This window comes from Rhodococcus sp. NPDC058532 (assembly GCF_042719255.1).
In the GTDB taxonomy this organism is placed as follows: domain Bacteria; phylum Actinomycetota; class Actinomycetes; order Mycobacteriales; family Mycobacteriaceae; genus Rhodococcus_G.
Window position 1 is genome coordinate 44552 of record NZ_JBHXNU010000009.1, and the last position, 26240, is coordinate 70791.

Consider the following 26240-nt stretch of genomic DNA (forward strand, 5'->3'; position numbering starts at 1 on the left):
CATCGGAATGTTGTAGGCCGCGGAGTCCGGGTCGAACCGGCTCAGGAACCACATCCGCTGCTGCGCCAGCGACAGCGGCACCAGCTCCGGTCGCGGCGCCGCGGTCAGGGCGGGGCGCGCCGCACCGGCCGCACCGGCGTGCTCGAACCGCTGCGCCAACTCGGCGACGGTGGGTGCCTCGAACAGGTCCCGCACACCGATGCGGGCGTCGAGGGCCGCGTTCACGCGGGCGACGACGCGCGTCGCGACCAGCGAGTTGCCGCCGAGGTCGAAGAAGCTGTCGTGGATGCCAACCCGGTCGGCGCCGAGCACCTCGGCGTAGACCGCGGCGATCGCCTCCTCGACGGCGTCCCGCGGGGCGACGTATTCGGTTGCCGCCGCGAGGAAGTCCGGCGCGGGCAGGGCCCGGCGGTCCAGCTTGCCGTTCGCGGTGAGCGGGAACTCGTCGAGGACCATCAGCGCGGACGGCACCATGTACGCGGCGAGGAATTCGCCGATGAAGGCGAGCGCCGCGTCGGTGTCGACGGTGGCACCCGCCTCGGGCACCACGTACCCGATCAGCCGGTCACCGGTGTGCTCATCCGAGCGCACCAGCACTGCCGACGCGGCGACACCCTCGTACCGGAGCAGTGCCGATTCGATCTCACCGAGCTCGATCCGGAAACCACGCAACTGCACCTGGAAGTCGCTACGGCCCAGGTACTCCAGCTGACCGTCGGCATTCCACCGCGCCAGGTCACCCGAGCGGTACATCCGGTCACCGACGGCTCCGAACGGGTTCGCGACGAACCGGTCCGACGTGAGGTCAGGACGGCCCAGGTACCCACGTGCCAACTGGCCGCCGTGGACATACATCTCACCGACCACGCCGACCGGCGCCGGCTGCAGACGGGTATCGAGGACGTACACACCCATGCCGGGCAGGCCGCGGCCGATGACGGAGGCCTTGGACTCCGCGGCGAACGCCCGGTCCAGCGACAGGAACGACACGTGCACCGTCGTCTCGGTGATGCCGTACATGTTCACCAGACGCGGACCGGCAGCGACATCCCCCGTCGCTTCGCTCGCCCCGTCGTCGTGCCGCTCGTACCAGCGTTCCAGCTGGCCGAGGTCGAGGGCCTCGCCGCCGAAGATCACGTACCGCAACGCCAGATCGGAGACAGAGCTGTCCCCTGCGCTCCGAGTGACGGTTCGGTCGGCCTCCGCGAGCTGGTAGAACGCCGACGGCGTCTGGTTCAGCACCGTCACCCGCTCCCGCCGCAGCAGGTCGAGGAACTCCTCCGGCGACCGCGACGTCAGGTAGTCGACGATCACCAGTTCGCCACCGAACAGCAGCGGACCCCACAGCTCCCACACCGAGAAGTCGAACGCGTAGCTGTGGAACATCGTCCACACATCGGTCTCGTCGAACCCGAACTTGGTCTGTGTGTTCGCCATCAGGGTCAGCACGTCCACGTGCGGCACCACGACACCCTTGGGGCGGCCGGTGGACCCGGACGTGTAGATCACGTAGGCGGGATGCTGCGGCGACAGCGCTACCGCGCGGTCGGCGTCGGTGACCGGCGCCGCAGACACCGCGGCCAGCCGCTCCGCCAGCTCCGGCGAATCGAGCAGCAGCTGCGGAACATCGTTGTCCGGCAACGATTCCACGTCGGCCGCCGTCGACAGCAGGACGACGGGCTTCGCGTCGGCCAGCATGTATGCGAGACGGTCCTGCGGGTAGGTGACGTCCACCGGCACGTACCCGCCGCCCGCGGTGATCACCGCGAGCAGCGCGACGACCAGGTCGGTGGTCCGCGGCATCGCCACCGCCACCATCGACTCCGGGCCGACACCCTCGGCGATCAGCACCCGGGCAAGACGGTTCACCCGCTCCGCCAACTCGCCGTACGCGAGCCGACTACCATCGGCAACCACCGCGGTCCGGTCCGCATGCGTCACCGCCTGGGCGGCAAACGCGTCGGCGAGGGTTCCCGCGGGCGCGACGACGCCGGGATCGACCCAGTCGGTGAGCACCAGAGCACGCTCCGGCTCGTCGAGCACGTCCACCGCGGCGACCCGCAGCTCGGGGGTCTCGGCGAACGCGGTGAGCACCCGCAGCACCCGGTCCAGCAGGGCCCGCACCTGGTCGGCGTCGTAGATGCCGGTCAGATACTTCATCTGCAGGTTCAACCGGTCCGCGACGCTCGCGACCAGGGTCAACGGGTAGTGGGTGGAGTCCATGCCGCGCAGGCCGGTGACCCGCATGCCGTCGATGTCGGCGGCGGCGGCGAGCGCGTCCTTATCCACCGGGTAGGACTCGAACACGGTCAGCGTGTCGAAGCCGGCGCCCGCCCCGACCGCCTGCTGAATCTCGGACAGGCCGAGGTAGTGGTGGTCGAGGAGCGCGGCCTGCTCGACCTGCACGCGGGCAAGCAGGTCGGTCAGCGTCTCCGCCGGGTCAAGGGTGACCCGCACCGGCAGGGTGTTGATGAACAGGCCGATCATCGACTCGACACCGGGCAGGTCCGCGGGACGACCGGACACGGTCGAGCCGAACACCACGTCGGTGCGCGAGGTCAGTGCCGACAGCACGACACCCCACGCGGCCTGCACGACGGTGTTCAGGGTGACGCCGTGCGCGCGGGCCAGCGCGGTGAGGTTCGCGGTGAGGTCCACCGACGCGAGCATCGACAGGTCGGCGGAGTCGACCGAGCCGTCGCCGGCACCGACCGCGAGCAGGGACGGTTCGTCGACGCCGGCGAACGCGTCCCGCCAGGCCGCGGTCGAGGCGAGGCGGTCGCGGTCGGACAGCCACACCAGGAAGTCCCGGTACTCACCGACCGGCGGGAGCGTGGACGCATCGCCGCCGGTGGCGTACAGGTACAGCAGGTCCTTGAGCAGCAGCGGCGTCGACCAGCCGTCGAGCAGGACGTGGTGGTTGGTCGAGAGCATCCGGTACCGTCCGCCGCCGAGGTCGGCGAGGGTGAACCGGATCAGCGGCGGCGTCGCCATGTCGAACCCGCGGGCGCGGTCCCGCCGGAGCAGGTCGGCGAACGCGGCGTCGGCATCGACCTCGGCGCGGAGGTCGACCGTCTCCCAGGGCAGTTCGACATCCGACGGGACGATCTGCACCGGCTCACCGGACGCGGTGTCGAACGCGACCCGCAGGTTCGCGTGCCGACGCAACAGTGCCTGACCGGCGGCCCGCAGCCGGGCGGCGTCGACGGTGCCGTCGAGGTCGAGGACCGTCTGCACCATGTAGGCGTCGAGGTGCTCGCCCGCGAACTGGGCGTGGAAAAGCAGGCCCTCCTGCAGCGGCGAGAGCGACCACACGTCCGCGAGGTCCGGGTGGCCCGCCTCGAGGGCGTCGACCCCGGCCTGGTCGAGCGCGACCAGCGGCAGATCGGACGGGGTGAACCCACCCGCTCCGGGGGTGTCGGCGTGGGTGACGAGCGCGGTCAGCGCGGACACCCACAGGTCGGCGATCTCCCGCGCCTGCCCGGCGTCGAGCACACCGGTGGCGTAGGAGAAGGTGGCGCCGAGCCGGGTGCCGTCGACGGTGTCGACGGCGGAGGCGTTGATGTCGAGCACGACCGGCGCGGTCATCCCCGCGTCCCGCACACCGCCGACGGCGGCGGATTCGGAGTCCGGCACCCACGGCGCGTCGGTGCCGGCCGCGGTGGCCGCGACCCGGCCCAGGTAGTTGAAACCGATCTGCGGTGCGGGCAGATCCCGCAGCGCGGCACCGCCGTCGGCGTCGAGATGACGGAGCATGCCGTACCCGATGCCGTTGTCCGGGATGGTGAGCAGCTGTTCCTTGATCCGTTTGAGCGCGTCTCCCGCGGCGGGGCCGCCGGCGAACGCGTCGTCGAGGTCGATGCCCGCCAGGTCGAGGCGGACCGGGAAGGCGCTGGTGAACCAGCCGACGGTGTTCGCGAGGTCGGCGCCGGGCACGGCCTGTTCCTCGCGGCCGTGGCCCTCGAGGGTGACGAGGGCGCCCGGTGCGTCGACCCCCCTGCCGCGCCGCCACTGTGCGACGGCCAGTGCGAGCGCGGTGAGCAGGCCGTCGTTGGTGGTCCCGTGCACCATCGCGGGCACCCGGCCGAGCACGGCCTCGGCGACCGCCGGTTCGAGTTCGATGCGCAGGTCCGCGATTGTCGACACCGTGTCGACGGCCGGGTCGAGCGCGCGGGAGCCGAGCAGCGGGTCGTCGCCGCCCAGCATGGTCTGCCACAGCGGCAGCTCCGGCATCCGCGCCGGGGCCTCGTCGACGAGCCCGTGCGCCCAGCGGCGGAACGAGGTGCCGACCGCGGACAGCTCCGCGCCCTGGCCCTGCGTGGTCCGGTACCAGGCGAGTGCGAGATCCGGGACCAGGGCACGCCAGGACACGCCGTCCACCACCAGGTGGTGGGCGACGACCAGCAGCCTGCCGGGTTCGCCCGCGGTGGGGTCGAGCCAGACGAACTGGATCATCGACCCGGCGTCGGGGTCGAGTCGGGTTGCCGCGCGGCGCATCTCGGCCTCGGCGAGGGACGCGAAGGCGTCGGAGCCGGGCAGGTCGGTGACAGGGGTGCGGGTGACGACGGTGTCCGCGGACACCGAACCGGCAGCCGACACCACGAGCCTGCCCTCGGCGCGCAGCAGGCGCGACCGCAGCATGTCGTGATGGTCGAGGACGGTCTGCACGGTGGCGTGCAGGTCGGCCTCGGCAACGTCGACCGGGAGGCTGAGCAGGACGGCCTGCGAGAACTCGTCGAACTCGCGCAGGTGCTCGATCATCCACCGCATGATCGGGGTGAGCGGCATCTCGCCGACCCCGCCGCCGGGCAGCTCGTCGAGCACGACGACGTCCTCGCCGACCGTTGCCACCCGCGCGAGGGCCGCAACCGTGCGGTGCTCGAAGACCGCCCGCGGCGGGAAGTGAATACCCTCGACCTTCGCCCGCGAGACGAGCTGGATCGACATGATCGAGTCGCCGCCGAGCGCGAAGAACGAGTCGTCGACACCGACCGAGTCGAGGCCGAGCAGCTGCGCGAACAGCGCGCACAGCACCCGCTCAGTCTCCGACTCCGGGCCACGCGAGGTGCGCACCCGCGCCGCGAGATCCGGTGCGGGCAACGCCTTGCGGTCGAGCTTGCCGCTGCGGTTGAGCGGGAACTCGTCGAGGGTGACGAACACCGCGGGCACCATGTACTCGGGCAGTCGACGCCCGAGCGCGGCGACCAACGCCGCCTCGTCGACCGCGGCGCCGGGAGCGGGGACGACGTACCCGACCAGCAGCTGCTGCCCGGGGGTGTCCTCCCGCACGGCCGCTGCCGCCTGCGCGACAGACTCGTGGTCCCGCAACGCGGACTCGATTTCCCCCAGCTCGATCCGCAGGCCGCGCAGCTTCACCTGGAAGTCGGTGCGGCCCAGGTAGTCCAGCTCACCCGCTGCGGTCCAACGGGCGAGGTCGCCGGTCCGGTACATCCGGGTTCCGGTGTCCCCGAACGGATTCGCGACGAACCGGTCCGCGGTCTGCCCGACCATGCCGCCGTAGCCGCGGCCGACGCCGATGCCGCCAACGTACAGTTCACCGGGCACGCCGACCGGCTGCAGTCGAAGTCGTTCGTCGAGCACAAAGAGGTCGATGCCCGGGATCGGGGTACCGATCGGCACCGACCCTCGCTCCTCGCGACCGGCCTCGTGGAACGACACGACGTCCGACGCCTCGGTCGGCCCGTAGCTGTTGAACACTCGCAGCCCGCCGTCGATCAGCGCGCGCAGCGGCGCCAGCTTCACCGCCTCACCGCCGAGGAACAGCATCCGCAGCCGGGCCAGCACGCCGTCGGCGTCCGCGTCGACGACCGCCTCAAACGCGGTCGGCGACATGTTCATCACCGCAACGGAATTCGCCGCGACCTGCGCCACGATCCGCTCCGGGTCGAATCCGGGGTCGGCGAGATGAAGGGTCGCGCCGGAGGTCAGCGCCGCCCACACGTTCTTCTGCGTCAGGTCGAAGCTCGGCGACGACGCGACCAGCACCCCGTCCCCGGGCGCCAGGTTCAGCTCCCTGCGGTACCAGTCGACGGTGTTCGCGATGCCCGCCATTGGCACCAGCGTCGGCTTCGGCCTGCCGGTCGAGCCGGACGTCGAGATCACGTAACCAAGTCGGGCATCGACGGCAGCGGGCCCGGCCGGGAACCCGGCGGCCGCGTCCTGTGCGGGCACCGTGAGGACGCGGGCACCGGCGAGCCCCTCGGCGACACCGGCGGCAGTGACCCAGTCCGGCGTCGACACCAGGACCGGCGCTGCCGTGTCGGTGACCAGCGCGGCGATGCGGTCGATCGGGCTGGCGGGGTCGACCGGCGCGTACGCCGCGCCGACCTTCCACGCGGCGAGCATGCCGACGATCCAGTCGACGGACCGGTCTAGCACCAGCGCGACGACGTCGTCGTGTCCGACTCCGCTGTCCACCAGCACTGCCGCCAGGGCGTCGGCGCGGCCGACGATCCGGGCGTAGCTGTGGCTCTCCCCCGCCGCGGTGACCGCGACGGCGTCCGGCGTAGCGGCGGCCGCGTCCCCGACGAGGTCGATCAGCGACCGCTGCGGCGCCGCTGCGGCGTCGCCCCGCGAGTACGACAGCAGCTGAGCGCGCTCGGCCTCGTCGAGGAGGTCGAGGTCACCGAGTGCGGTGTCCGGCTCCGCGAGCAGCACGTCGATGAACTGCAGGAAGCGGTCCGCGAATCCGCGGATGGTCGATTCGTCGAACAGCGCCGTCGCGTAGCTCAGCGACGACACCAGGTCCTCGGGCTCGCCGGACTCGCCGCGGGCGTCGGTGACGGTCAGCTGCAGGTCGAACTTCGCGACGTCGAAGTCGGACGTCAGTCCGCTGACGGTCAGGCCGGGCAACTCGAAGTTCGCCTGCGCGTTGTTCTGCATCGTGAACATCGCCTGGAACAGCGGCGAGTACGCCGTGGACCTGGCGGGCGCGAGCACATCGACCAGCTGCTCAAACGGCATGTCCGCGTGCGTGAACGCGGACAGGTCGCTCTCCCGGGCGGCGTCGACGAGGGCCGCGAACGTGGTGTCCGGGGTGACCTCGGCCCGCAGCACCAGGGTGTTGACGAACATGCCGACCAGGTCGTCGAGGGACTGCTCGCCGCGCCCGGCGACCGGGGTGCCGATCGCGATGTCGGTTTCGCGGCCCAGTCGCGAGAGCAGCACCGCGAACGCCGAGTGCAGCACCATGAACAGGCTCGCGCCGCGGGCGCGGGCCAGCTCGAGCAGTCGGGCGTGGGTGGCGGCGTCGATGACGAACTCGACGTTCGCGCCCGCCGTGGACTGCACCGCGGGCCGCGGCCGGTCCATCGGCAGGTCCAGCACCTCGGGCAGGCCAGCCAGCTGCGCACGCCAGTACGCGCTCTGCGTGCTGACGAGGGAGTCCGGGTCGTCGAGCGACCCGAGGGTCTCGTGCTGCCAGATCGCGTAGTCGGCATACTGCACCGGCAGCGGAGCCCACTGCGGCGCCGCGCCGTACGACCGGGCGCCGTAGGCGACCATGATGTCGCGGGCCAGCGGCGCCACCGAGGCGCCGTCCGCCGCGATGTGGTGCATGACCACGACCAGCACCCGCTCGGTCGGCGAGATCTCCAGCAGGGCGAGGCGCACCGGCGGCGTCGCCGCGGTGACGTCGAAGCCGCGGGCGATCAGCGCGACCGCACGGTCGACGACCTCGGCCTCGGTGACCGCAATCCGGTCCAGGCTCACCTCGCGGTCGGCGACCGGCAGGATCCGCTGGTGCGGCCCGTCCGCCGAGTCCGGGTACACGGTCCGGAGCACCTCATGCCGGGCAAGGACGTCGGCGACGGCGTGCTCAAGTGCGGCGACGTCGAGGTCGCCGGACAGCCGAACGGCCATCGGCACGTTGTACGCGGCCGAGTCGGTGTCGAACTGGTTGAGGAACCACATCCGACGCTGCGCGAGGGAGAGCGGGATCCGCTCCGGCCGCGGCCCGGCGACCAGGGCCCGTGCAGCATCGGCAGACGAATGCTCGACCCGGGCAGCGAGTTCCGAGACGGACGGGGCGTCGAACAGTTCCCGGACGCCGACCCGCACACCGAGCGCGGCGCTGACCCGGGCGGTCACCTTGGTCGCGGACAGCGAGTTGCCGCCGAGGTCGAAGAAGCTGTCCAGCACGCCGACCCGCTCCGCGCCGAGCACCTCGGCGTAGATCCCCGCGATCAACTCCTCGGTCAGCGACCGCGGCGCCACATAGTCGGCGGCCGGGGTGACGAACTCGGGCTTCGGCAGCGCCCGCCGGTCCAGCTTGCCCGCGGGCGTCAGCGGCACCTCGTCGAGGGCGACGACGTGCGACGGAACCATATAGGCGGGCAGGAACTCCGCCGCGAACGCGCGCAGCGTCTCCTCCTCGACGACGCGACCCGCGGCCGGGAGCACATAGCTCACCAGCACGGTGCCGCCGTCGGGCGCGGTGACGCCCTCTGTGGTGACGAAACCGACGCTGTCGTGGCACGCCAGGGCGCCGCTGATCTCGCCGAGTTCGATGCGGAAACCGCGCACCTTCACCTGGAAGTCGGAGCGGCCAACGTACTCGAGGGTGCCGTCCGCGGTCCAGCGGACCACGTCGCCGGTGCGGTACATCCGCGAGCCGGGGGCACCGAACGGGTTGGCCACGAAGCGTTCCGCGGTGAGCGGACCGCGGGCGTGGTAGCCGCGGGCCAGCGCGGGGCCCGACAGGTACAGCTCACCCGCGACACCGACCGGGGCGGGCCGCAGCCTGCCGTCGAGGACGGCGACGCGGACCCCGCGGGTGGGGGCGCCGATCGTGATCGGCTCGCCCGCCTGCAGCGGCGCCGACACGGTCGACCACACGGTGGCCTCGGTGGGTCCGTACAGGTTGAGCATCGTCCGGCCGGGCGCCCAGCGGGCCACCAGCTCGGGCGGGCACGCGTCGCCGGCGACCGCGAGCACCCGCAGCGTGTCGAGGCCCGTCGGGTCCGCCGCGGCGAGCGCGGCCGGGGTGATGCAGGCATGGGTCACCCCACGGCCGCGGAGGAACTCGGACAGCTCAACGCCGCCGAACAGGTCGGCGGGGGCGATCACCAGCGTCGATCCGCTGCCGAACGCCATCATCATTTCGAACACCGACGCGTCGAAGCTCGGCGACGCGAACTGCAGTGTCCGCGAACCCGGTTCGATCAGCATGTGCGATCGCTGCTCGGCGACCAGGTCGGCGAGGCCGCGGTGGGTGACCACGACGCCCTTCGGCAGGCCGGTCGATCCGGAGGTGTAGATAACGTACGCGGCGTCGTCCATCAGCACCGGGCGGGCCAGCTCCACCGTGTCGTCGGCGGCGGCCGCGATCGTGTCGGCGGCCTCGTCGAGGACCAGCCAGTCGACGTGCCCGGACAGCGCGTCCCGGTGCGGGGACGTCGTGACGCCCACGGCGACACCGGAATCGGTGAGCATGTGCGCGATGCGGTCGGCCGGGTAGTTCGGGTCGACGGGCAGGAAGGCGGCGCCCGTCTTGGCGATCGCCCAGACCGCGGTGACGGTGTCGACCGAGCGCGGCATCGCGACCGCGACGAACGAGCCAGCGCGCACGCCCCGGTCCATCAGGACGCGGGCGAGACGGTTGGAGCGGGCGTCGAGCTCTCGGTAGTCGATCCGGAGCGCGCCCGCGTCGACGGCGACCAGGGCCGGGTCGGCGGCGACGGCGTCGGCGAGGATCTGCGGCAGGGTGCGGTGCGGCAGCCCCGCAGGCCCCGCGACCCCGGCGAGGCGATCCTCCTCGCTGGGGTCGAGGATCGGCACGTCCCCGACCGGGATGGTCGGGTCGACGACGACGGTGGACAGGATCCGCACCAACCGGTCCGCGAAGGTGCGGACCGTCGCGGCGTCGAACAGATCGGTGGCGTAGTCGAAGCCGGCACGCATGCCGTCCGGGCGGCCGTCGGCGTCCACCTGCTCCGCGAGGGACAGCTGCAGGTCGAACTTGGCGACACCGGCGGTGATCGGCTCCGGGGTGATCGTCAGACCGGGCAGCTCCAGCCGCGCCTCGCCCGCATCCTGGAAGTCGATCGCCACCTGGAAAAGCGGGTGGTGCGACTGGGACCGGGACGGGCTGATCGCGTCGACGAGCCGTTCGAACGGCAGCTCGGTGTGCGCGAACGCGCCGAGGTCGGCGGTGCGGGTGTGCTCGAGCAGGGTCGCGAAGTCGGTTTCCGGCTCGACCCGGGTGCGCAGCACCAGGGTGTTGACGAACATGCCGACGAGCCCGTCCAGCTCCGGCTCGCCGCGGCCGGCGATGGCGGTGCCGATCGCGATGTCGGTGCTGGTGCTCAGCCGTGCCAGCAGCACCGCGAGGGTGGCGTGCATGACCATGAACACGGTCGCGCCCTGCGCGCGGGCGATCTCGGCGACGGCGCGGTGCACCTCGGCGTCGATCGTGAACTCGACGCGGCCGCCGCGCATCGACGCGCGGGCGGGCCGCGGCCGGTCGGTCGGCAGGTCCAGCTGATCCGGCAGCCCGGCCAGGGCCGACGTCCAGTAGCCGAGCTGCGCGGCCGCCCTGGACCGGGGATCCTCGGTGTCGCCGAGCAGCTCCCGCTGCCAGATCGCGTAGTCCGCGTACTGCACCGGCAGCGGCGTCCACTGCGGCTCCTGCCCGCCGATGCGGGCCGCGTACGCGGTCATCAGGTCGGTCACCAGCGGCGTCAGGGAGACGCCGTCGGCGGCGATGTGATGCATGACGAGCACGAAAACGTGCTCCGCGGAAGAGAGTTCGAGCAGCGCGGCCCGCACCGGCACCGCGGTGGTGACGTCGAAGCCCTCGGTGGCGAGGGCCGTGATCCGCTCCACCACCCGGTCGGCTGACACCGACTCGACGGCGAGGTCGAGGTCGACGGCGTCGAGGGCATGCACCAGCTGGTGCCCACCGTCGCCGCTGTCCGGGTACGAGGTGCGCAGCGTCTGCTGCCTGCCGACCACGTCGCGCAGCGCGGCGTGCAGTGCCGCCACGTCCAGGTCACCGGACAACCGCACCGCCAGCGGGATGTTGTAGGCGGCGGACGCGGGATCGAGCCGGTTGAGGAACCACATCCGCTGCTGCGCGAGCGAGAGCGGCAGCTCACCATCGCGCTGCTGCGGCACCAGCGCGGGCCTGCTGCTGTCGCCGCCGCGGACCACCCGGGCCGCGAGCTCGGCGACGGTCCGCGCCTCGAACAGGTCCCGGACCCCGATCCCGGTTCCGAACGCCTGATTGACCTGGGCGACAACACGGGTCGCGATCAGCGAGTTACCGCCGAGGTCGAAGAAGTCGTCGGTTGCACCGACCCGCTCCGCGTCCAGGATCCGCGCGAACACCTCGGCGACACCGACCTCGACGTCCCCGGCGGGCGCGACATACACGGCGGCACCGGCGAACTCGGGCGCGGGCAGCGCCGCCCGGTCCACCTTGCCGAGCGCGGTGAGCGGCACCTCGTCGAGGACCATGATCACCGACGGCACCATGTACGGCGGCAGCGTCGCCGCGACCGACGCGGTGAGCGCGTCGACGTCCAGGCGGGCCCCGGCGACCGGCTGCACATAGCCGACCAGCGCCAGGTCCCCGGCGGGGCCGGGCCTGCCGACGGTGACGGCGAACGCGACCGATTCGTGCGCCGACAGGGCGGCGTCGATCTCCCCGAGCTCGACCCGGAATCCGCGGACCTGCAGCTGGAAGTCGGAGCGACCGACGTACACCAGGTCGCCGGCAGTGACATTCCCCGTCGCTTCGCTCGCCCCGGCATCCCAGCGCACCACGTCACCGGTGCGGTACATCCGCTCCCCCGGCCCGCCGTACGGGTTCGCGACGAACCGCTCCGCGGTCAGGCCGCGGCGCGCGTGGTAGCCGCGGGCCAGGCCGGCGTTGGTGATGTACAGCTCGCCGGGGGTGCCGACCGGCACCGGACGCATCCGGGCGTCGAGCACCAGCGCGTGTACGCCGCGCATCGGCGCGCCGATCGTGATCGGTGCGCCCGCGTCGAGCGGGTCGGTGATCGTGACGATCACCGTGGCCTCGGTGGGGCCGTACGCGTTCCGCAGTCGGCCACCCCAGCGGGCGGCGAGTTCCGGCGGGCAGACGTCGCCACCGACGACGATCCGCTCGATCAGATCGAGACCGGTGGCGTCGATCGTCTGCACGGCCGTCGGCGCGCCGACGAACAGGGTGATCCGCTGGTCCCGGATGAACGCGGCCAGCTCGGTGCCGCCGTACAGGTCGGTGGGGGCGATGACCATCGTGGCGCCGGCCCCGAACGTCGAGAGCAGCTCACCGACCGCCGCGTCGAAGCTGATCGCCGCGAACTGCAGCACCCGCGACGCGGTCGTGGTGCCGTAGAACTCGACGAGGTCGGCGGTCAACGATGCGAGGCCGCGGTGCGGCACCGCGACACCCTTGGGCAGACCGGTGGTGCCGGAGGTGTAGATCAGGTACGCGAGGTGGTCCACCGACAGCGCGGCGGCCCGGTCGGCGTCGGTCAGCGGCGCCGCCGACTCGGCTGCGACCGCGGTCGCCAGCTCCTCCGAGTCGAGCGCCAGCCAGCCCGCGTCCGGGCGGGCATCCGCCGGCAGCTCGGAACCCGCTGCCGCGGTGGTCAATCCGACGACCGCGGCGGAATCGGTCACCATGTGGGCGATCCGGTCGGTAGGCAGCTTCGGGTCGATCGGGACGTACCCGCCGCCGGCAGCGGCGACCGCCCAGATCGCGACCATCGCGTCGATCGAACGCGGCAGCGCCAGCGCAACCACGGTGTCCGGTCCGACGCCGAGGCGGATCAGGTGCCGCGCCAGCCGGTTCGCGCGCGCGGCCAGCTCCGCGTAGGTGACGTGCTCACCGTCGGCTTCGATCGCGGTCCGGTCGGCGTTCCTGACCGCGCTGTCTGCGAGGATCGCGGCGAGCGTCGTGGGCGCCTCGGCGGCGGGGCCGCGACGGTCGACGAGCGCGGCCGTCCCCGCCGCGTCCAGCACCGCGAGGTCGCCGACCGGGGTGGCCGGCGCGGCGAGGGCCTCGGCGAGCAGGCGACGCAACTGCTCCCCGATCCGGGCGACGCTGGACTCGTCGAACAGGTCGGTGGCATAGCTGAACACCGCATCGGCGCCCGACTCGCCGGTCTCGACGACGGTGAGCATCAGGTCGTACTTCGCGGAGCCGGTCGGCACGTCCAGCGCGTCGACGTCGAGTCCGGCGAGCTCGAACCGGGCCGGCGCGGCGGGCGCGAACGCCAACGCCACCTGGAACAGCGGCGAGTACGCCGTCGATCGCGGCACGTCGAGGACCTCAACGAGCTGCTCGAACGGGATCTCGGCGTGCTCGAAGGCCGCGAGATCCGCGGTCCGGGTCCGGGCGACGAGCGCGTCGAAGCTCTCGCCGCGGTCCACCACGGTGCGCAGCACGAGGGTGTTGACGAACATGCCGACCAGATCGTCGAGGGCACGCTCGCCGCGACCGCCGACCGGGGTGCCGACGGCGATGTCGTCGGTGCCGGACAGCTGCGCGAGCAGCGTCGTGTACGCGGTGTGCAGCACCATGAACGGCGTGACGCCGGTGCGGCGCGCGTAGCCGGTGACCTGTGCATACAGCTCCGCCCCCAGCGCGACCCGGAGGTCGGCGCCGCGGGTGGACTGGGCGTGCGGGCGGGGGCGGTCGGTGGGCAGGTCGAGGCGATCCGGCAGCCCCGCCAGGGTCTGCCGCCAGTACCCGATCTGGGCGGCAGCGACGGACCGGGTGTCGGCGGCGTCGCCGAGCACGGTGCGCTGCCACAGCGCGTAGTCCGCGTACTGCACGTCGAGCGGCGCCCACCCGGGCGCCTCGCCGGCGGTGCGGGCGCCGTAGGCAATCATCACGTCCCGGGCCAGCGGGCCCATCGACAGCGCATCACCCGAGATGTGGTGCAGGACAAGGACGAGCACGTGCTCGCCGCGGGCGTCCCCGTCGGTGACGCGGAGCAGCCGCGCGTGCAGCGGCACCTCGATGGTCACGTCGAAGCCGCGGGTCGCGGTCGCCGCGACGGCGGCGGGCAGGCCCGCCGTGTCCACGTCCACCGCGGTGAGGTCGGGGACCACGCCCGCCGCGGGCACGATCACCTGGTGCGGGCCGGACTCCGAATCCGGGAACATCGTGCGCAGCGACTCATGCCGCTCGATGACGTCGGCGACCGCGGCCGTCATCGCCGCGACGTCGAGGTCGCCGACGAGGCGGACCGGCAACGGCAGGTTGTAGGCCGGTGAGGTCGGGTCGTAGCGGTTGAGGAACCACATCCGCTGCTGCGCCAGCGACAGCGGCACCGTCGCGCCGCGGTCCTGACGGGTCAGGGCCGGACGGTCCCCGCGGTCGGACAGCTCCAGCCGCGCGGCGAGCTGCGCGACGGTCGGCGCCTCGAACAGGTCCCGCACCCCGACGCGGACCCCGAGGGCCGCGCTCACCTGGGAGACGACCCGGGTCGCGATCAGCGAGTTGCCGCCCGCGTCGAAGAAGCTCTCCAGCGCGCTGATCCGCGGGACGCCGAGGACGTCGGCGAACACGCCCGCGACGACCTCCTCGACCGGGTCGCGCGGCGCGATGTACTCGGCGGCCGCGAGGTCGAACACCGGCTCCGGCAGCGCCTTCCGGTCCAGCTTGCCGCTGCCGTTGAGCGGGAACTCGTCGAGCACCATCACCGCGGCGGGCACCATGTACGACGGCAGCGCCTGCGCGGCGTGCGCGGCCACCTCGTCGCCGACCAGGGTGACGTCCCCGGTGGGCACCACGTAGCCGACCAGCTGATCGCCGGTGTGCGCGTCGCTGCGGACCACAACAACCGACTGGCTGACGCCCGGCGCGGACAGCAGTGCGGCCTCGATCTCGCCGAGCTCGATCCGGTTGCCGCGCACCTTGACCTGGAAGTCGGTGCGGCCGATGTACTCGAGCACACCGCGCTCGTCGGCGGCCGAGGCGCGATAGCGCACCAGGTCGCCGGTGCGGTACATCCGCTCCCCGGTGCTGCTGAAGGGGTCGGCGACGAACCGGTCGGAGGTGAGGTCGACGCGGCCCTGGTAGCCGCGTGCCAGCTGGACGCCCGACAGATAGAGCTCACCCGCGACGCCGACCGGGACCGGCTGCAGGCGCGAATCGAGCACGTAGAGGCGGGTGTTCCACATCGGCACACCGATCGGGACGACGCCCTGGTCGGCGGCGGTGTGCCGCCAGTAGGTGACGGCGAGGGACGCCTCGGCCGGGCCGTACAGGTTGTCCAGCGGCGCGGACGACAGGGCCCGGAACCGTTCCGCGGTCTCGATGGGCAGTGCCTCACCGATGGCGATCACGGCACGCACCGAATCCGGAATGCGCGCAGACGAATTGGACACGAACATCGCGAGCATCGACGGCACGAACTGCACGACGGTGACGCGCTGGTCGACCATCAACTGCGACAGGTACTCGGGGTCGCGGTGCCCGTCGGCGCGGGCGATGACCAGCCGGGCGCCGGTCTGCAGGGTCCAGAAGAACTCCCACACCGACACGTCGAACGTCATCGGGGTCTTGAGCATCACCGCGTCGTCGGCGGTCAGCGCGTACTCGTCCTGCATCCAGCGCAGCTGGTTGACCAGGCCGGCGTGCGGCACCGAGATGCCCTTCGGCCTGCCGGTGGAGCCGGAGGTGTAGATCAGGTTCGCCGGATGCTGCGGGCGCAGCGGGGCGATCCGGTCCGCGTCGGTGACCGGGGTGTCGGCGTAGCCTGCGGTGTCGATCTCGTCGATCCGCAGCGCGGGCGCGTCGGCGGGCAGGGCGTCGGCGGGCAGGGCGTCGGCGTCCCGGGAGGTGGTCAGCACACAGACCGGTGCCGCGGAGTCGAGCACATAGCCGTTGCGTTCGGCCGGGTGATCCGGGTCCAGCGGCACGTACGCGCCGCCCGCCTTGAGGATCGCGTACATGCCGACGAGCAGGTCGATGGACCGGCGAATCGACAGGCCCACCAACGATTCCGGGCCGACACCCAGACCGATGAGGTGCCGGGCGAGCCGGTTGGCGCGGGCGTCGAACTCCGCGTACGTCAGCTCCTCGCCCTCGAAGACGAGGGCGACCGCGTCCGGGGTGCGGGCCACCTGCGCGTCGAACAGCGCGGCGAGGGTGTCCTCGCCCGCCGCGACCTCCGGCACCACGTGCGCGGTGTCGTTCCAGGTGTCGAGGACCAGGGCGCGCTCGTCGGCGGACACGAGCGCGATGTCGCCGACCGCGACCGCCGGGTCGGCGGCGACGGCGGCGAGAACGGCGGTCAGCCGGGCCGCGAACGCCTCCGCGGTGGACCGGTCGAACAGGTCGCTCGCGTAGGTGAGGACGACGTCGATGTCGCCGGGAACACCCTGCGCGTCGGTGGTGTCGGTGACGGTGAGCTGCAGGTCGAACCGGGACAGCCCGGTCTCGAACTCGGCGGGCGCCACCGTCAGTCCGGGCAGTTCCAGTGCGGCGCGGGTGACGTTCTGGAACCACAGCGACACCTGGAACAGCGGGTGGTACGCCGCGGATCGGGTCGGGTTCAGCGCCTCGACGAGCCGCTCGAACGGCACGTCGGTGTGCGTGAACGCGGCGAGGTCGCGTTCCCGGACCCGGCCGAGCAGGTCCGCGAAGGACGCGTTCTCGTCGACCTCGGTGCGCAGCACCAGGGTGCCGACGAACATGCCGACAATGTCGTCGAGGGCGGCCTCGCCGCGGCCGGCGATCGGGGTGCCGATCGCGATGTCCTCGCTGCCGGACAGCCGGGCCAGCAGCACCGACAGGGCCGCGTGCACGACCATGAACAGCGTCGAGTTCGTCGCCCGCGCGACGCCGAGCAGGCGGGCGTGCAGGTCCGCGTCGAGGGTGAACGCGACGTCGCCGCCGCGGTACGACTGCTGCGCGGGCCGGGGCCGGTCGGTGGGCAGCTCCAGCAGATCGGGCAGGTCCGCGAGGGCGCCGCGCCAGAATTCCAGCTGCCGGGCCGCGAGGGACTGCGGATCGGTCTCGTCGCCGAGCAGCTCGCGCTGCCAGATCGCGAAGTCGCCGTACTGCACGGGCAGCGGCGCCCACGCCGGCGCCTCCCCGGCGGTGCGGGCCGTGTACGCGACCATCAGGTCGCGGGCCAGCGGCGCCGACGACCAGCCGTCGAAGGCGATGTGGTGCAGGACGAAGACGAGCACGTGGGCGGCGGTGCCGTCCGTGTGTGCACTGCCGGTCTGCAGCAGGCGCACCCGCAGCGGCGGCGCGGCGGTCACGTCGAACGGGGCGGTCGCCAACGCGACCACTTCCCGTTCGAGGTCCTGCTCGGCGACCACGGTGACCTCGAGGTCCGCGGCCGCCGCCACCTGCTCGGCGGGCAGCACCACCTGCAGCGGACCGGTGTCCGCGTCCGGGTACACGGTGCGCAGGGTCTCGTGCCGGTCCAGCACGTCCCGCATCGCCGCGCGCAGCGACGGCACGTCGAGGTCGCCGGTGAGCCGGATCGCGAACGGCATGTTGTAGGCGGCCGACTGCTGATCGAACCGGTTGAGGAACCACATCCGCTGCTGCGCCAGCGACAGCGGTGCGTCGGTGCCGCGGTCCCGCGCGGTGAGCGCGGGACGCCCGGCCGCGCCGTCGCCGGTCTCGGCGCGCAACGCCAGCTCGGCGACGGTCGGCGCGTCGAAGATCGCCCGCACCCCGAGCCGGATCCCCATCGCGGCGTTGATCCTCGAGACGACCTGCGTCGCGATGAGCGAGTTTCCGCCCAACTCAAAGAAGTTGTCGGTGGCACCCACCCGCGGGGCACCGACGACGTCGGCGAACACGCCAGCGACGATCTCCTCGACCGGGGTACGCGGCGCGATGTACTCGGCTCCCGCGAACTCGATCTGGGGTTCGGGCAAGGCCCGCCGGTCCAGCTTGCCGGAGGCGTTGAGCGGCATCGCGCCGAGCACGACAACCGCGGTCGGCACCATGTACGCGGGCAGGGATCGGCCAGCGAACGCGGTCAGGTCGGTGACGTCGACGAGGGCGCCGTCGGACGCGACGACGTAGGCCACCAGCTGATCGCCGGTGTGCGCGTCGTGGTGCAGCACCACCACCGACTGGCTGATGCCCGGATGCGCGACGAGCACGGCCTCGATCTCGCCGAGCTCGATGCGCTGGCCGCGCAGCTTCACCTGGAAGTCGGTGCGGCCCAGGTACTCGATCTGGCCGTCGACGTTCCACCGCACCAGGTCACCGGTGCGGTACATGCGGGACCCGTCGCTGGTGGACGGGTCGGCAACGAACCGATCCGCAGTCAGGTCGGCGCGGCCATGGTAGCCGCGCGCCAGCTGAACGCCGGACAGGTACAGCTCACCCGCGACACCGACCGGGACCGCCCGCAGCCGGGCGTCGAGGACCCGGGCATCGGTGTTCCACACGGGCCTGCCGATCGGCACCATCGACGCGGATTCGGCGTCCCGCGTGTCCCATGCGGTCGCGTGCACCGCGGCCTCGGTGGGGCCGTAGAGGTTGTGCAGTTCGGCACCCCCGACCGCACGGAACCGCTCGACCACGTCGACCGGGAGGGCCTCGCCCGCCGCGAAGACCACCCGCAGCGATCCGAGCTGTTCCCCGCGGACGGCATCGACGAAGAGCGCGAGCATCGACGGAACGAAGGACGTCGCCGTCACCCGGTGCGCGGCGATGGTGCGCGCCAGGTAGTCGGGGTCGCGGTGGCCGTCGGCCGTCGCGACGACCATCCGGGCGCCCGAGACCGTCGGGACCCACAGTTCCCACAGCGAGACGTCGAAGGTCGGCGGCGTCTTGTACAGCACAGCGTCGTCCGCGCCGAACCGGTAGGTCGCGGACAGCCAGCGCACCTGGTTCACGATCGCGCGATGGCTGACCGCGACACCCTTGGGCCTGCCGGTCGAACCGGACGTGTAGATCATGTAGGCGACGTGATCCGGGTGCAGCGGCCGCACCCGATCCTCGTCGGTGATCGGCTCCGCCGAGTAGCCGTCCAGGTCGAGCCGGTCGACGGCCACCGCCCGGTACCCGGCCGGAACCGGGCCGTCGGCCGCGGTGGTCAGCACGCAGATCGGGTCGGCGGACTCAAGGACATATTCGGTGCGGTCGGCCGGGTGATCCGGATCGACCGGCACGTAGGCCGCGCCCGCCGCCGCGATCGCCTGGAACGCCAGGACCGCGTCGACCGACCGCCGCATGAACACGGCCACCCGGGACTCGGGGCCGACGCCATCCTCGATCAGCTTGCGGGCAAGCCGGTGTACGCGTTCGCCTGCCGCACGGTAGGTCAGTTCCTCGCCGTCGCCGACCAGCGCGACGGCGTCCGGGGACAGCCGGAACCGGTCGACAGCGAGCGAGGCAAGGGTGCTGTCGCCGTCCAGTGCGACCGTCGTGTCGTTCCACCGGGAGACGGCGCCGCGCTGTTCCGCGTCCGCGAACTCGACATCACCGACCGGCAGCTCCGGGTCCGCGAGCACGCCCGCGAGGACCGCGGCGTACCAGCGGGCGAACCGCTGGACCGTCGACTCGTCGAACAGGTCCGTCGCGTACAGGAACGTGACGTCGTAGCCGCCGCCCGCCTGCTCGCCGACGGTGACCTCGAGGTCGAACTTCGACACCGCGGTCTTGATGCCCTCCGCCGCGACGGTCAGGCCGGGCAGGTCGATGCTGGGGTCGGTGAAGTTCTCGAGCGCGAACTGCACCTGGAACAGCGGCGAATGCGCCGTCGAGCGCACCGGGTTGAGCACCTCGACGAGCCGCTCGAACGGCACGTCGGTGTGCTCGAACGCGGCCAGGTCGCGGCCGCGGACCTGCGCGAGCAGATCCGTGAACGACGCCGCGCCGTCGACCGTGGTCCGCAGCACCAGGGTGTTGACGAACATGCCGACGAGCTCGTCGAGCGCCTTCTCGCCGCGGCCGGCGACGGGGGTGCCGAGGGCGATGTCGGACTCGCCGGAGATCCGGGCGAGCAGCACCGCGAGCACCGACTGCAGCACCATGAACGGCGTCGAGCGGTGCGCGTGCGCGAGGTCGTCGATCGCGCGGCGGGTCTGCGCGTCCAGCGGGAACTGCACGCGCGCACCGATTCCGGACTGCTCCGCCGGGCGCGGGCGGTCCGAGGGCAGGTCGAGAACATCGGGCAGCCCGGCAAGCTCGCCGGTCCAGAAGCCGATCTGCCGCGCGGCCAGCGACTCCGGGTCCCGCTCGTCGCCGAGCAGTTCGCGCTGCCAGATCGCGAAGTCCGGGTACTGCACCGGCAGCGGCGCCCACACCGGCGGCACCGACTGGGTGCGGGAGGTGTAGGCCAGCACCAGGTCCCGCGCCAGCGGCGCCAGCGACCAGCCGTCGGTGGCGATGTGGTGCATCACCAGGGTCAGCACGTGCTGGTCGGCATCGAGCTCGAACAGGAAGCCGCGGACCGGGATCTCGCGGGTCACGTCGAAGCCGGCGGAGCCGAGTTCGAGTGCACGGGAATGCAGTTCGGCCTCGGTCACCGCGATCGGGGTGAGGTCGAGGTGCACCTGCGACAGCGGAAGCACCACCTGCTCGGGCCCGTCCACGGTCTCCGGGAACACGGTGCGCAGCGCCTCGTGGCGGCCGAGCACGTCCCGCAGCGCCTCCGCCATCGCGGCGGTGTCGAGGTGCCCGGACAACCGGATCGCGAGCGGCACGTTGTAGGTGCCCGCCGCGGGGTCGAGGCGGTTGAGGAACCACATCCGCTGCTGCGCCAGCGACAGCGGGATCCGGGCCGGGCGATCCGCCGCGACCAGCGGCAGCCGGTCCGCGGTTCCGGTCGCGGCGTGCTCGGCGCGCAGCGCGAGCGCGCCGACGGTCGGCGCCTCGAACAGGTCCCGGACACCGATCGTGGTGCCGAGGGCGGCGTTCACCCGTGCGGTGACCTTGGTGGCGATCAGCGAGTTGCCGCCGAGGTCGAAGAAGTCGTCGGTCAGGCCCGCGCGCGCGACCCCGAGGACCTCCGCGAACACGTCGGCGACGAGCTCCTCCACCGGGGAGGTGGGCGCGACGTACTCCGTTGTCGTCGAGGCGAATACCGGCGCGGGCAGCGCGCGGCGGTCGAGCTTGCCGACCGGGGTCAGCGGCACCACGTCGAGGACCACGATCGCCGACGGCACCATGTAGGCGGTCAGGGACCGGCCGACGAACTCGGTGAGCTCGGCGGTGTCGATCGTCGCCCCGGGCGCCGGGCGTACATAGGCGACGAGCTGCGTCTGCCCGTGCTCGTTGTCGACGCCGAGGGTGGCCGCGAAGTCCACCGCCGGGTGCGCGGTCAGCGCGGCGTCGATCTCGCCGAGCTCGATCCGGAAACCGCGGACCTTCACCTGGAAGTCGGAGCGGCCGAGGTACTCGACCGTGAGGGCCGTCTCATCCCCCGGCGCCGCCGGGATCCACCGCACCAGGTCGCCGGTGCGGTACATGCGCTCGCCCGGCGCCGCCGGGTTCGCGACGAACCGTTCGGCGTTCAGCGCGGGCCGGGCATGGTAGCCGCGGGCCAGGCCGACACCGGCGATGTACAGCTCACCGGTCGCGCCGACCGGAACCACCCGCAGCCGCTCGTCGAGCACCAGCAGCTGGGCACCGCGGATCGGGCCGCCGATCGTGATCGTCTGCCCCGGCGCCATCGGGTCGCTGATCGCGGCCATGATCGTGGTCTCGGTCGGGCCGTAGCCGTTGTACAGCCGCCTGCCCGGCGCCCACCGGGCGACGATCTCGGCGGGCACCGCCTCGCCGCCCGCGACCAGGTGCTGCAGGCTGTCGAGCCCGGCCGGGTCCACCGACGCCAGCGCGGACGGGGTGATGAAGGCGTGGGTGACCTGCTCGGCGACGATCAGGTCGTGCAGTTCGGCGCCACCGAACACGGTCGGCGGGGACACCACCAGGGTGGCACCGGAACCGAACGCCATCGTGTACTCGAGCACCGACGCGTCGAAGCTCGGGGACGCGACGTGCAGCACCCGGGACGCGGCGGTGACGCCGTAGCGTTCCCGCTGCTCGACGGCGAAGTTCGCCAGGCCGGTGCGGGTGACGACGACACCCTTCGGCAGGCCCGTCGACCCCGACGTGTAGATCATGTACGCGGGCTGCTCGAGGCGCCCGGCCCCGAGCCGGTCCGCGTCGGTCAGCGGCGCGGCGGACCGGGCCGCGGCCTCCGTCGCGAACTCGTCGGTGTCGACGACCAGCCACTCGGTGCCACCGCCGGGCAGCAGCGCCCGTTCGGCGGCGACGGTGAGACCGATCCGGGCGCCGGAGTCGGTGAGCATGTGCTCGATCCGGTCGAGCGGATAGTTCGGGTCGACCGGGACGAACGCGCCACCGGACTTGAGCACCGCCCACATCGCGACGATCGACTGCAGCGACCGGGTCATCCCCAGTGCAACAAAGGTTTCCGGCCCGACGCCGCGGTCCACGAGGATCCGGGCCATCCGGTTGGACCGCTCGTCGAGCTCCCGGTAGGTCAGTTCCTGCCCGGCGAAGGAGACAGCTGTCCCCTCGGCGTTGTCGGCACACGCCTGCGCGAACAGTTCGAAGCCGCGGTGCACCGGCGTCGCGGGCAGCCCGCGGACCGGCGCGAGCCGCGCCCGCTCCGCGCCGTCGAGGATCTCGATGCCGCCGACCGGCGCCGACGGGTCCGCGACCACGGCGGCGAGGATCCGGGTGAACCGCGCCATCATCCGCAGCACCTCGTCGCGACCGAAGACGGTCGGCAGGAACTTGACGGTGAAGCGCAGCGCCGGGTCCTGCAGCGCCACCAGCGTCAGCGGGTAGTGGGTGGCGTCGTTGACGCCGATGTCCCGCACCCGCATGCCCGCGATGTCGGTGGCCGCGGACAGCGCGTCCCGGTCCACCGGGTACGACTCGAACACGGCGAGGGTGTCGAACAGGGCGCCGAGACCGGCGGTCCGCTGGATGTCCGTCAGGCCCATGTGATGGTGGTCGAGCAGGTCCGCCTGCTCGACCTGCAGCCGCCGCACCAGTTCGGTGATCGGCTCGGCCTCGTCCAGGTGCACCCGCACCGGCAGCGTGTTGATGAACAGGCCGACCATCGTCTCGATGCCGGGCAGCTGCGGGGGACGCCCGGACACGGTGGCACCGAACACCACGTCGGTGCGCCCGGTCAGCCGCGCCAGCAGCACGCCCCAGGCGGCCTGCACGATCGTGTTCGCGGTGACCCCGAGGTCCCGCGCCAACGCGACGACCCCGGCCTCCACGGCGGCGTCGAGGGTGACCTCGACCTCCTCCGGCACCGGCAGCGCCGCGACCGGATGCCCGGACGCGAGCAGCGTCGGCTCCTCCAGCCCGGACAGGGCCCGCGCCCACGCGTCCCGCGACACCTGCGGGTCCTGCCGGTCCAGCCACTCCAGGAACTCCCGGTAGGACCGACCGCGGGTCAGCACCGACCGGTCCCCGGCCACCGCGTACAGCGCGAGCAGGTCCTGCAGGATCAGCGGCAGCGACCAGCCGTCGAGCAGCAGGTGATGGTTCGTGATCGCCAGCCGGTAGCGGTCTGATGCGGTGCGCACCAGCAGCATCCGCACCAGCGGCGGCGCGGCGACGTCGAACCGGGCCACCCGGTCCGCGTCGATCAGCCTGGCGGCCTCCGCGTCGGCGTCGGGGTGCCCGGCCAGGTCGACGAGCGTGAACGGCACCGTCGCGTCGTCGACGACGACCTGCGCCGGGACGCCGGAGTCGTCGTAGACGAACGCGGCCCGCAGGCTCGGATGCTGGTCGACCAGCGCCTGCCCGGCGACCCGCATCCGGTCGGCGTCGACGACGCCGCCGAGGTCGAGGACGATCTGCGCGGTGTACACGTCGACGGACTGGTCGGTCAGCGTCGCGTGGAACAGCAGACCGGACTGCAGCGGTGACAGCGACCAGACGTCGGACAGCGACGGGTAGCGCAGCTCCCAGCCGTCGATCTGCTCCTGCGTCACCGACACCAGCGGCAGGTCCGACGGGGTGCGCCCGCCGGTGTGGTCGGACGCGGCGAGGGCTGCGAGGCCGTCGAGGGCCCGCTGCCACAGCCCGGCCAGTTCGGCGACCGACCGCTCGTCGAGCAGCCCGGCCGCGTACGCGAACGTCGCGGTGAGCCGGACCCCGTCGGCGGCGTCGGCGGCGATCGCGTCGATCGCCAGCGCCGCGGACAGCGGCATGTCCGCGTCCCGGTGCGCGCCGGTGCCGAGCGAATCGCCGTCCGGCATCCAGCCGACGCTGCGCAGTTCGGCGGGGATGTCGCCCGCGGACAGCCTGCCCAGGTAGTTGAACGCGATCTGCGGGCGTGCCCAGCCGCGCATCTGCCCGGCGGTGTCCTCGTTCAGGTAGCGCAGCAGGCCGTACCCGATGCCGTGGTCCGGCACCGAGCGCAACTGCTCCTTGACCCGCTTGATCGCGGCCGCGGCGGCGGGGCCGCCGGTGAGGGCGTCGTCGACGTCGACGTCGCCGAGATCGAGCCGCATCGGGAAAACGCTGGTGAACCAGCCGACCGTCCGGGACAGGTCGGCGCCGGGGACGACGGCCTCCTCGCGGCCGTGCCCCTCGAGGTCGATCAGCGTGGACGCGGCGTCCTGGCCGCGGTCGCGACGCCACACGGCGACCGCGATCGCGAGACCGGCGAGCAGGGCGTCGTTGACGCCGCCGCGGAACTGGGCGGGCAGCGTCGTCAGCAGCGCCTCGGTGGTTGCGGCGGACAGCTCCACCTCAACCCGCTGCTCGGTGCCCGCGACGTCGACGGCCGGGTCGAGGGCCCGGGCGCCGAGCAGCGGGTCCGGTCCGTCGACGATGCCCCGCCAGCTGTCGAGTTCGGCGATCCGGTCCGGGGCCTGCGCCGCCTCGATCAGGCCGTGCGCCCAGCGGCGCATCGACGTCCCGACCTCGGGCAGCACGGGGGCCGCGCCGGACGCGATCTGCAGCCACGCCATCGCGAAGTCCGGCACCAGCGCACGCCAGGACACCCCGTCGACGGCGAGGTGGTGAATCACCGCGAGCAGTCGGTCGCCGCCGGCGGCACCGGGCGCGCCGGTCAGCCGGACGAACCGGGCCATCACCCCGGCGGCCGGGTCCAGCAGGCCCGCCGCTGCCGCGGTCTCCGCCCCGACCTGGGCGGTGAAGTCGGCGGTGCCGGGAGAGGCGACCGCGGCGACCTCGGCAATCAGGTCGGCGGCCGACACGCTGCCGACCGGCCGGGCAACGAACGCGGCGTCTTGCCCGGCGCCGGTCAGCTGCGCGCGCAGCAGGTCGTGCCGGTCCAGCACCGCCTGCACGGTCGCGACGACCCGATCCTGGGCGGCGTCCTCCGGCAGCACCAGGACCAGCGCCTGCGCGAAGCCGGCGTAGTTGCCCAGGTCCAGCATCGACCGGACGACCGGGGTCAGTGGCAGGTCGCCGACGCCGCCGCCGGGCAGCTCCTCCAGCCGGGCCGGGGCGTCGGCACCGTCGTCGGCGATCCGCGCGACCTCGGCCAGCCCCGCGACGGTGCGGCGTTCGAACACGTCCCGCGCGGTGAACGACAGGCCAGCGGCCTTCGCCCGGGAGACGAGCTGCATCGACACGATGCTGTCGCCGCCGAGTTCGAAGAAGCTGGCGTCGACGCTGACCCGGTCCAGGCCGAGGACCTGCGCGACGATCGCGGCGATCCGGTGCTCGAGGGGGGTGCTCGGGTCCCGGTGCTCGGCCGTCGCGGTGACCAGCTGCGGTTCCGGCAGCGCGGCCCGGTCGAGCTTGCCGTTCACGGTCAGCGGGATCTCGTCGAGGACGACGACGGTGCTCGGCACCATGTACTCGGGCAGCTGCCCGCCCGCGTGCGCGAGCAGCGCTGCGGTGTCGATGTGCTCGCCCTCCACCGGCAGCACGTAGGCGACGAGCAGGCTCTGCCCGGCCGCCCCGGTGCGGACCTGCGTGGTCGCGAAGTCCACCGACGGGTGACCCGCGAGGACGTCGTCGATCTCGCCGAGCTCGATGCGGAAGCCGCGGACCTTCACCTGGAAGTCGGAGCGGCCGACGTAGTCGAGGTCGCCGTCGGCGGTCCACCGGACCACGTCGCCGGTGCGGTACATCCGCTGCCCGGCCGCGCCGTACGGGTTCGCAACGAACCGCTCCGAGCTCAGCGCGGCGCGGCCGTGGTAGCCGCGGGCCAGGCCGGGGTTGGCGATGTACAGCTCGCCCGCCACCCCGATCGGGGTCGGGCGCAGCTGCGCGTCGAGAACGAGGGCGTGCACGCCCCGCATCGGGG

At 72.7% G+C, this 26240-nt stretch carries 1 protein-coding gene (cut by both window edges); it reads right to left on the bottom strand.

The whole window is internal to a non-ribosomal peptide synthase/polyketide synthase gene (locus ACFWQG_RS12805; protein WP_378508000.1) on the bottom strand: the coding sequence, 43476 nt in all, runs 14907 nt past the left edge and 2329 nt past the right edge, and what appears here is coding positions 2330-28569 (codon 777, partial, through codon 9523, complete); the first complete codon in reading order (the gene reads right to left) occupies positions 26236-26238. Both codon boundaries (start and stop) fall beyond the window edges.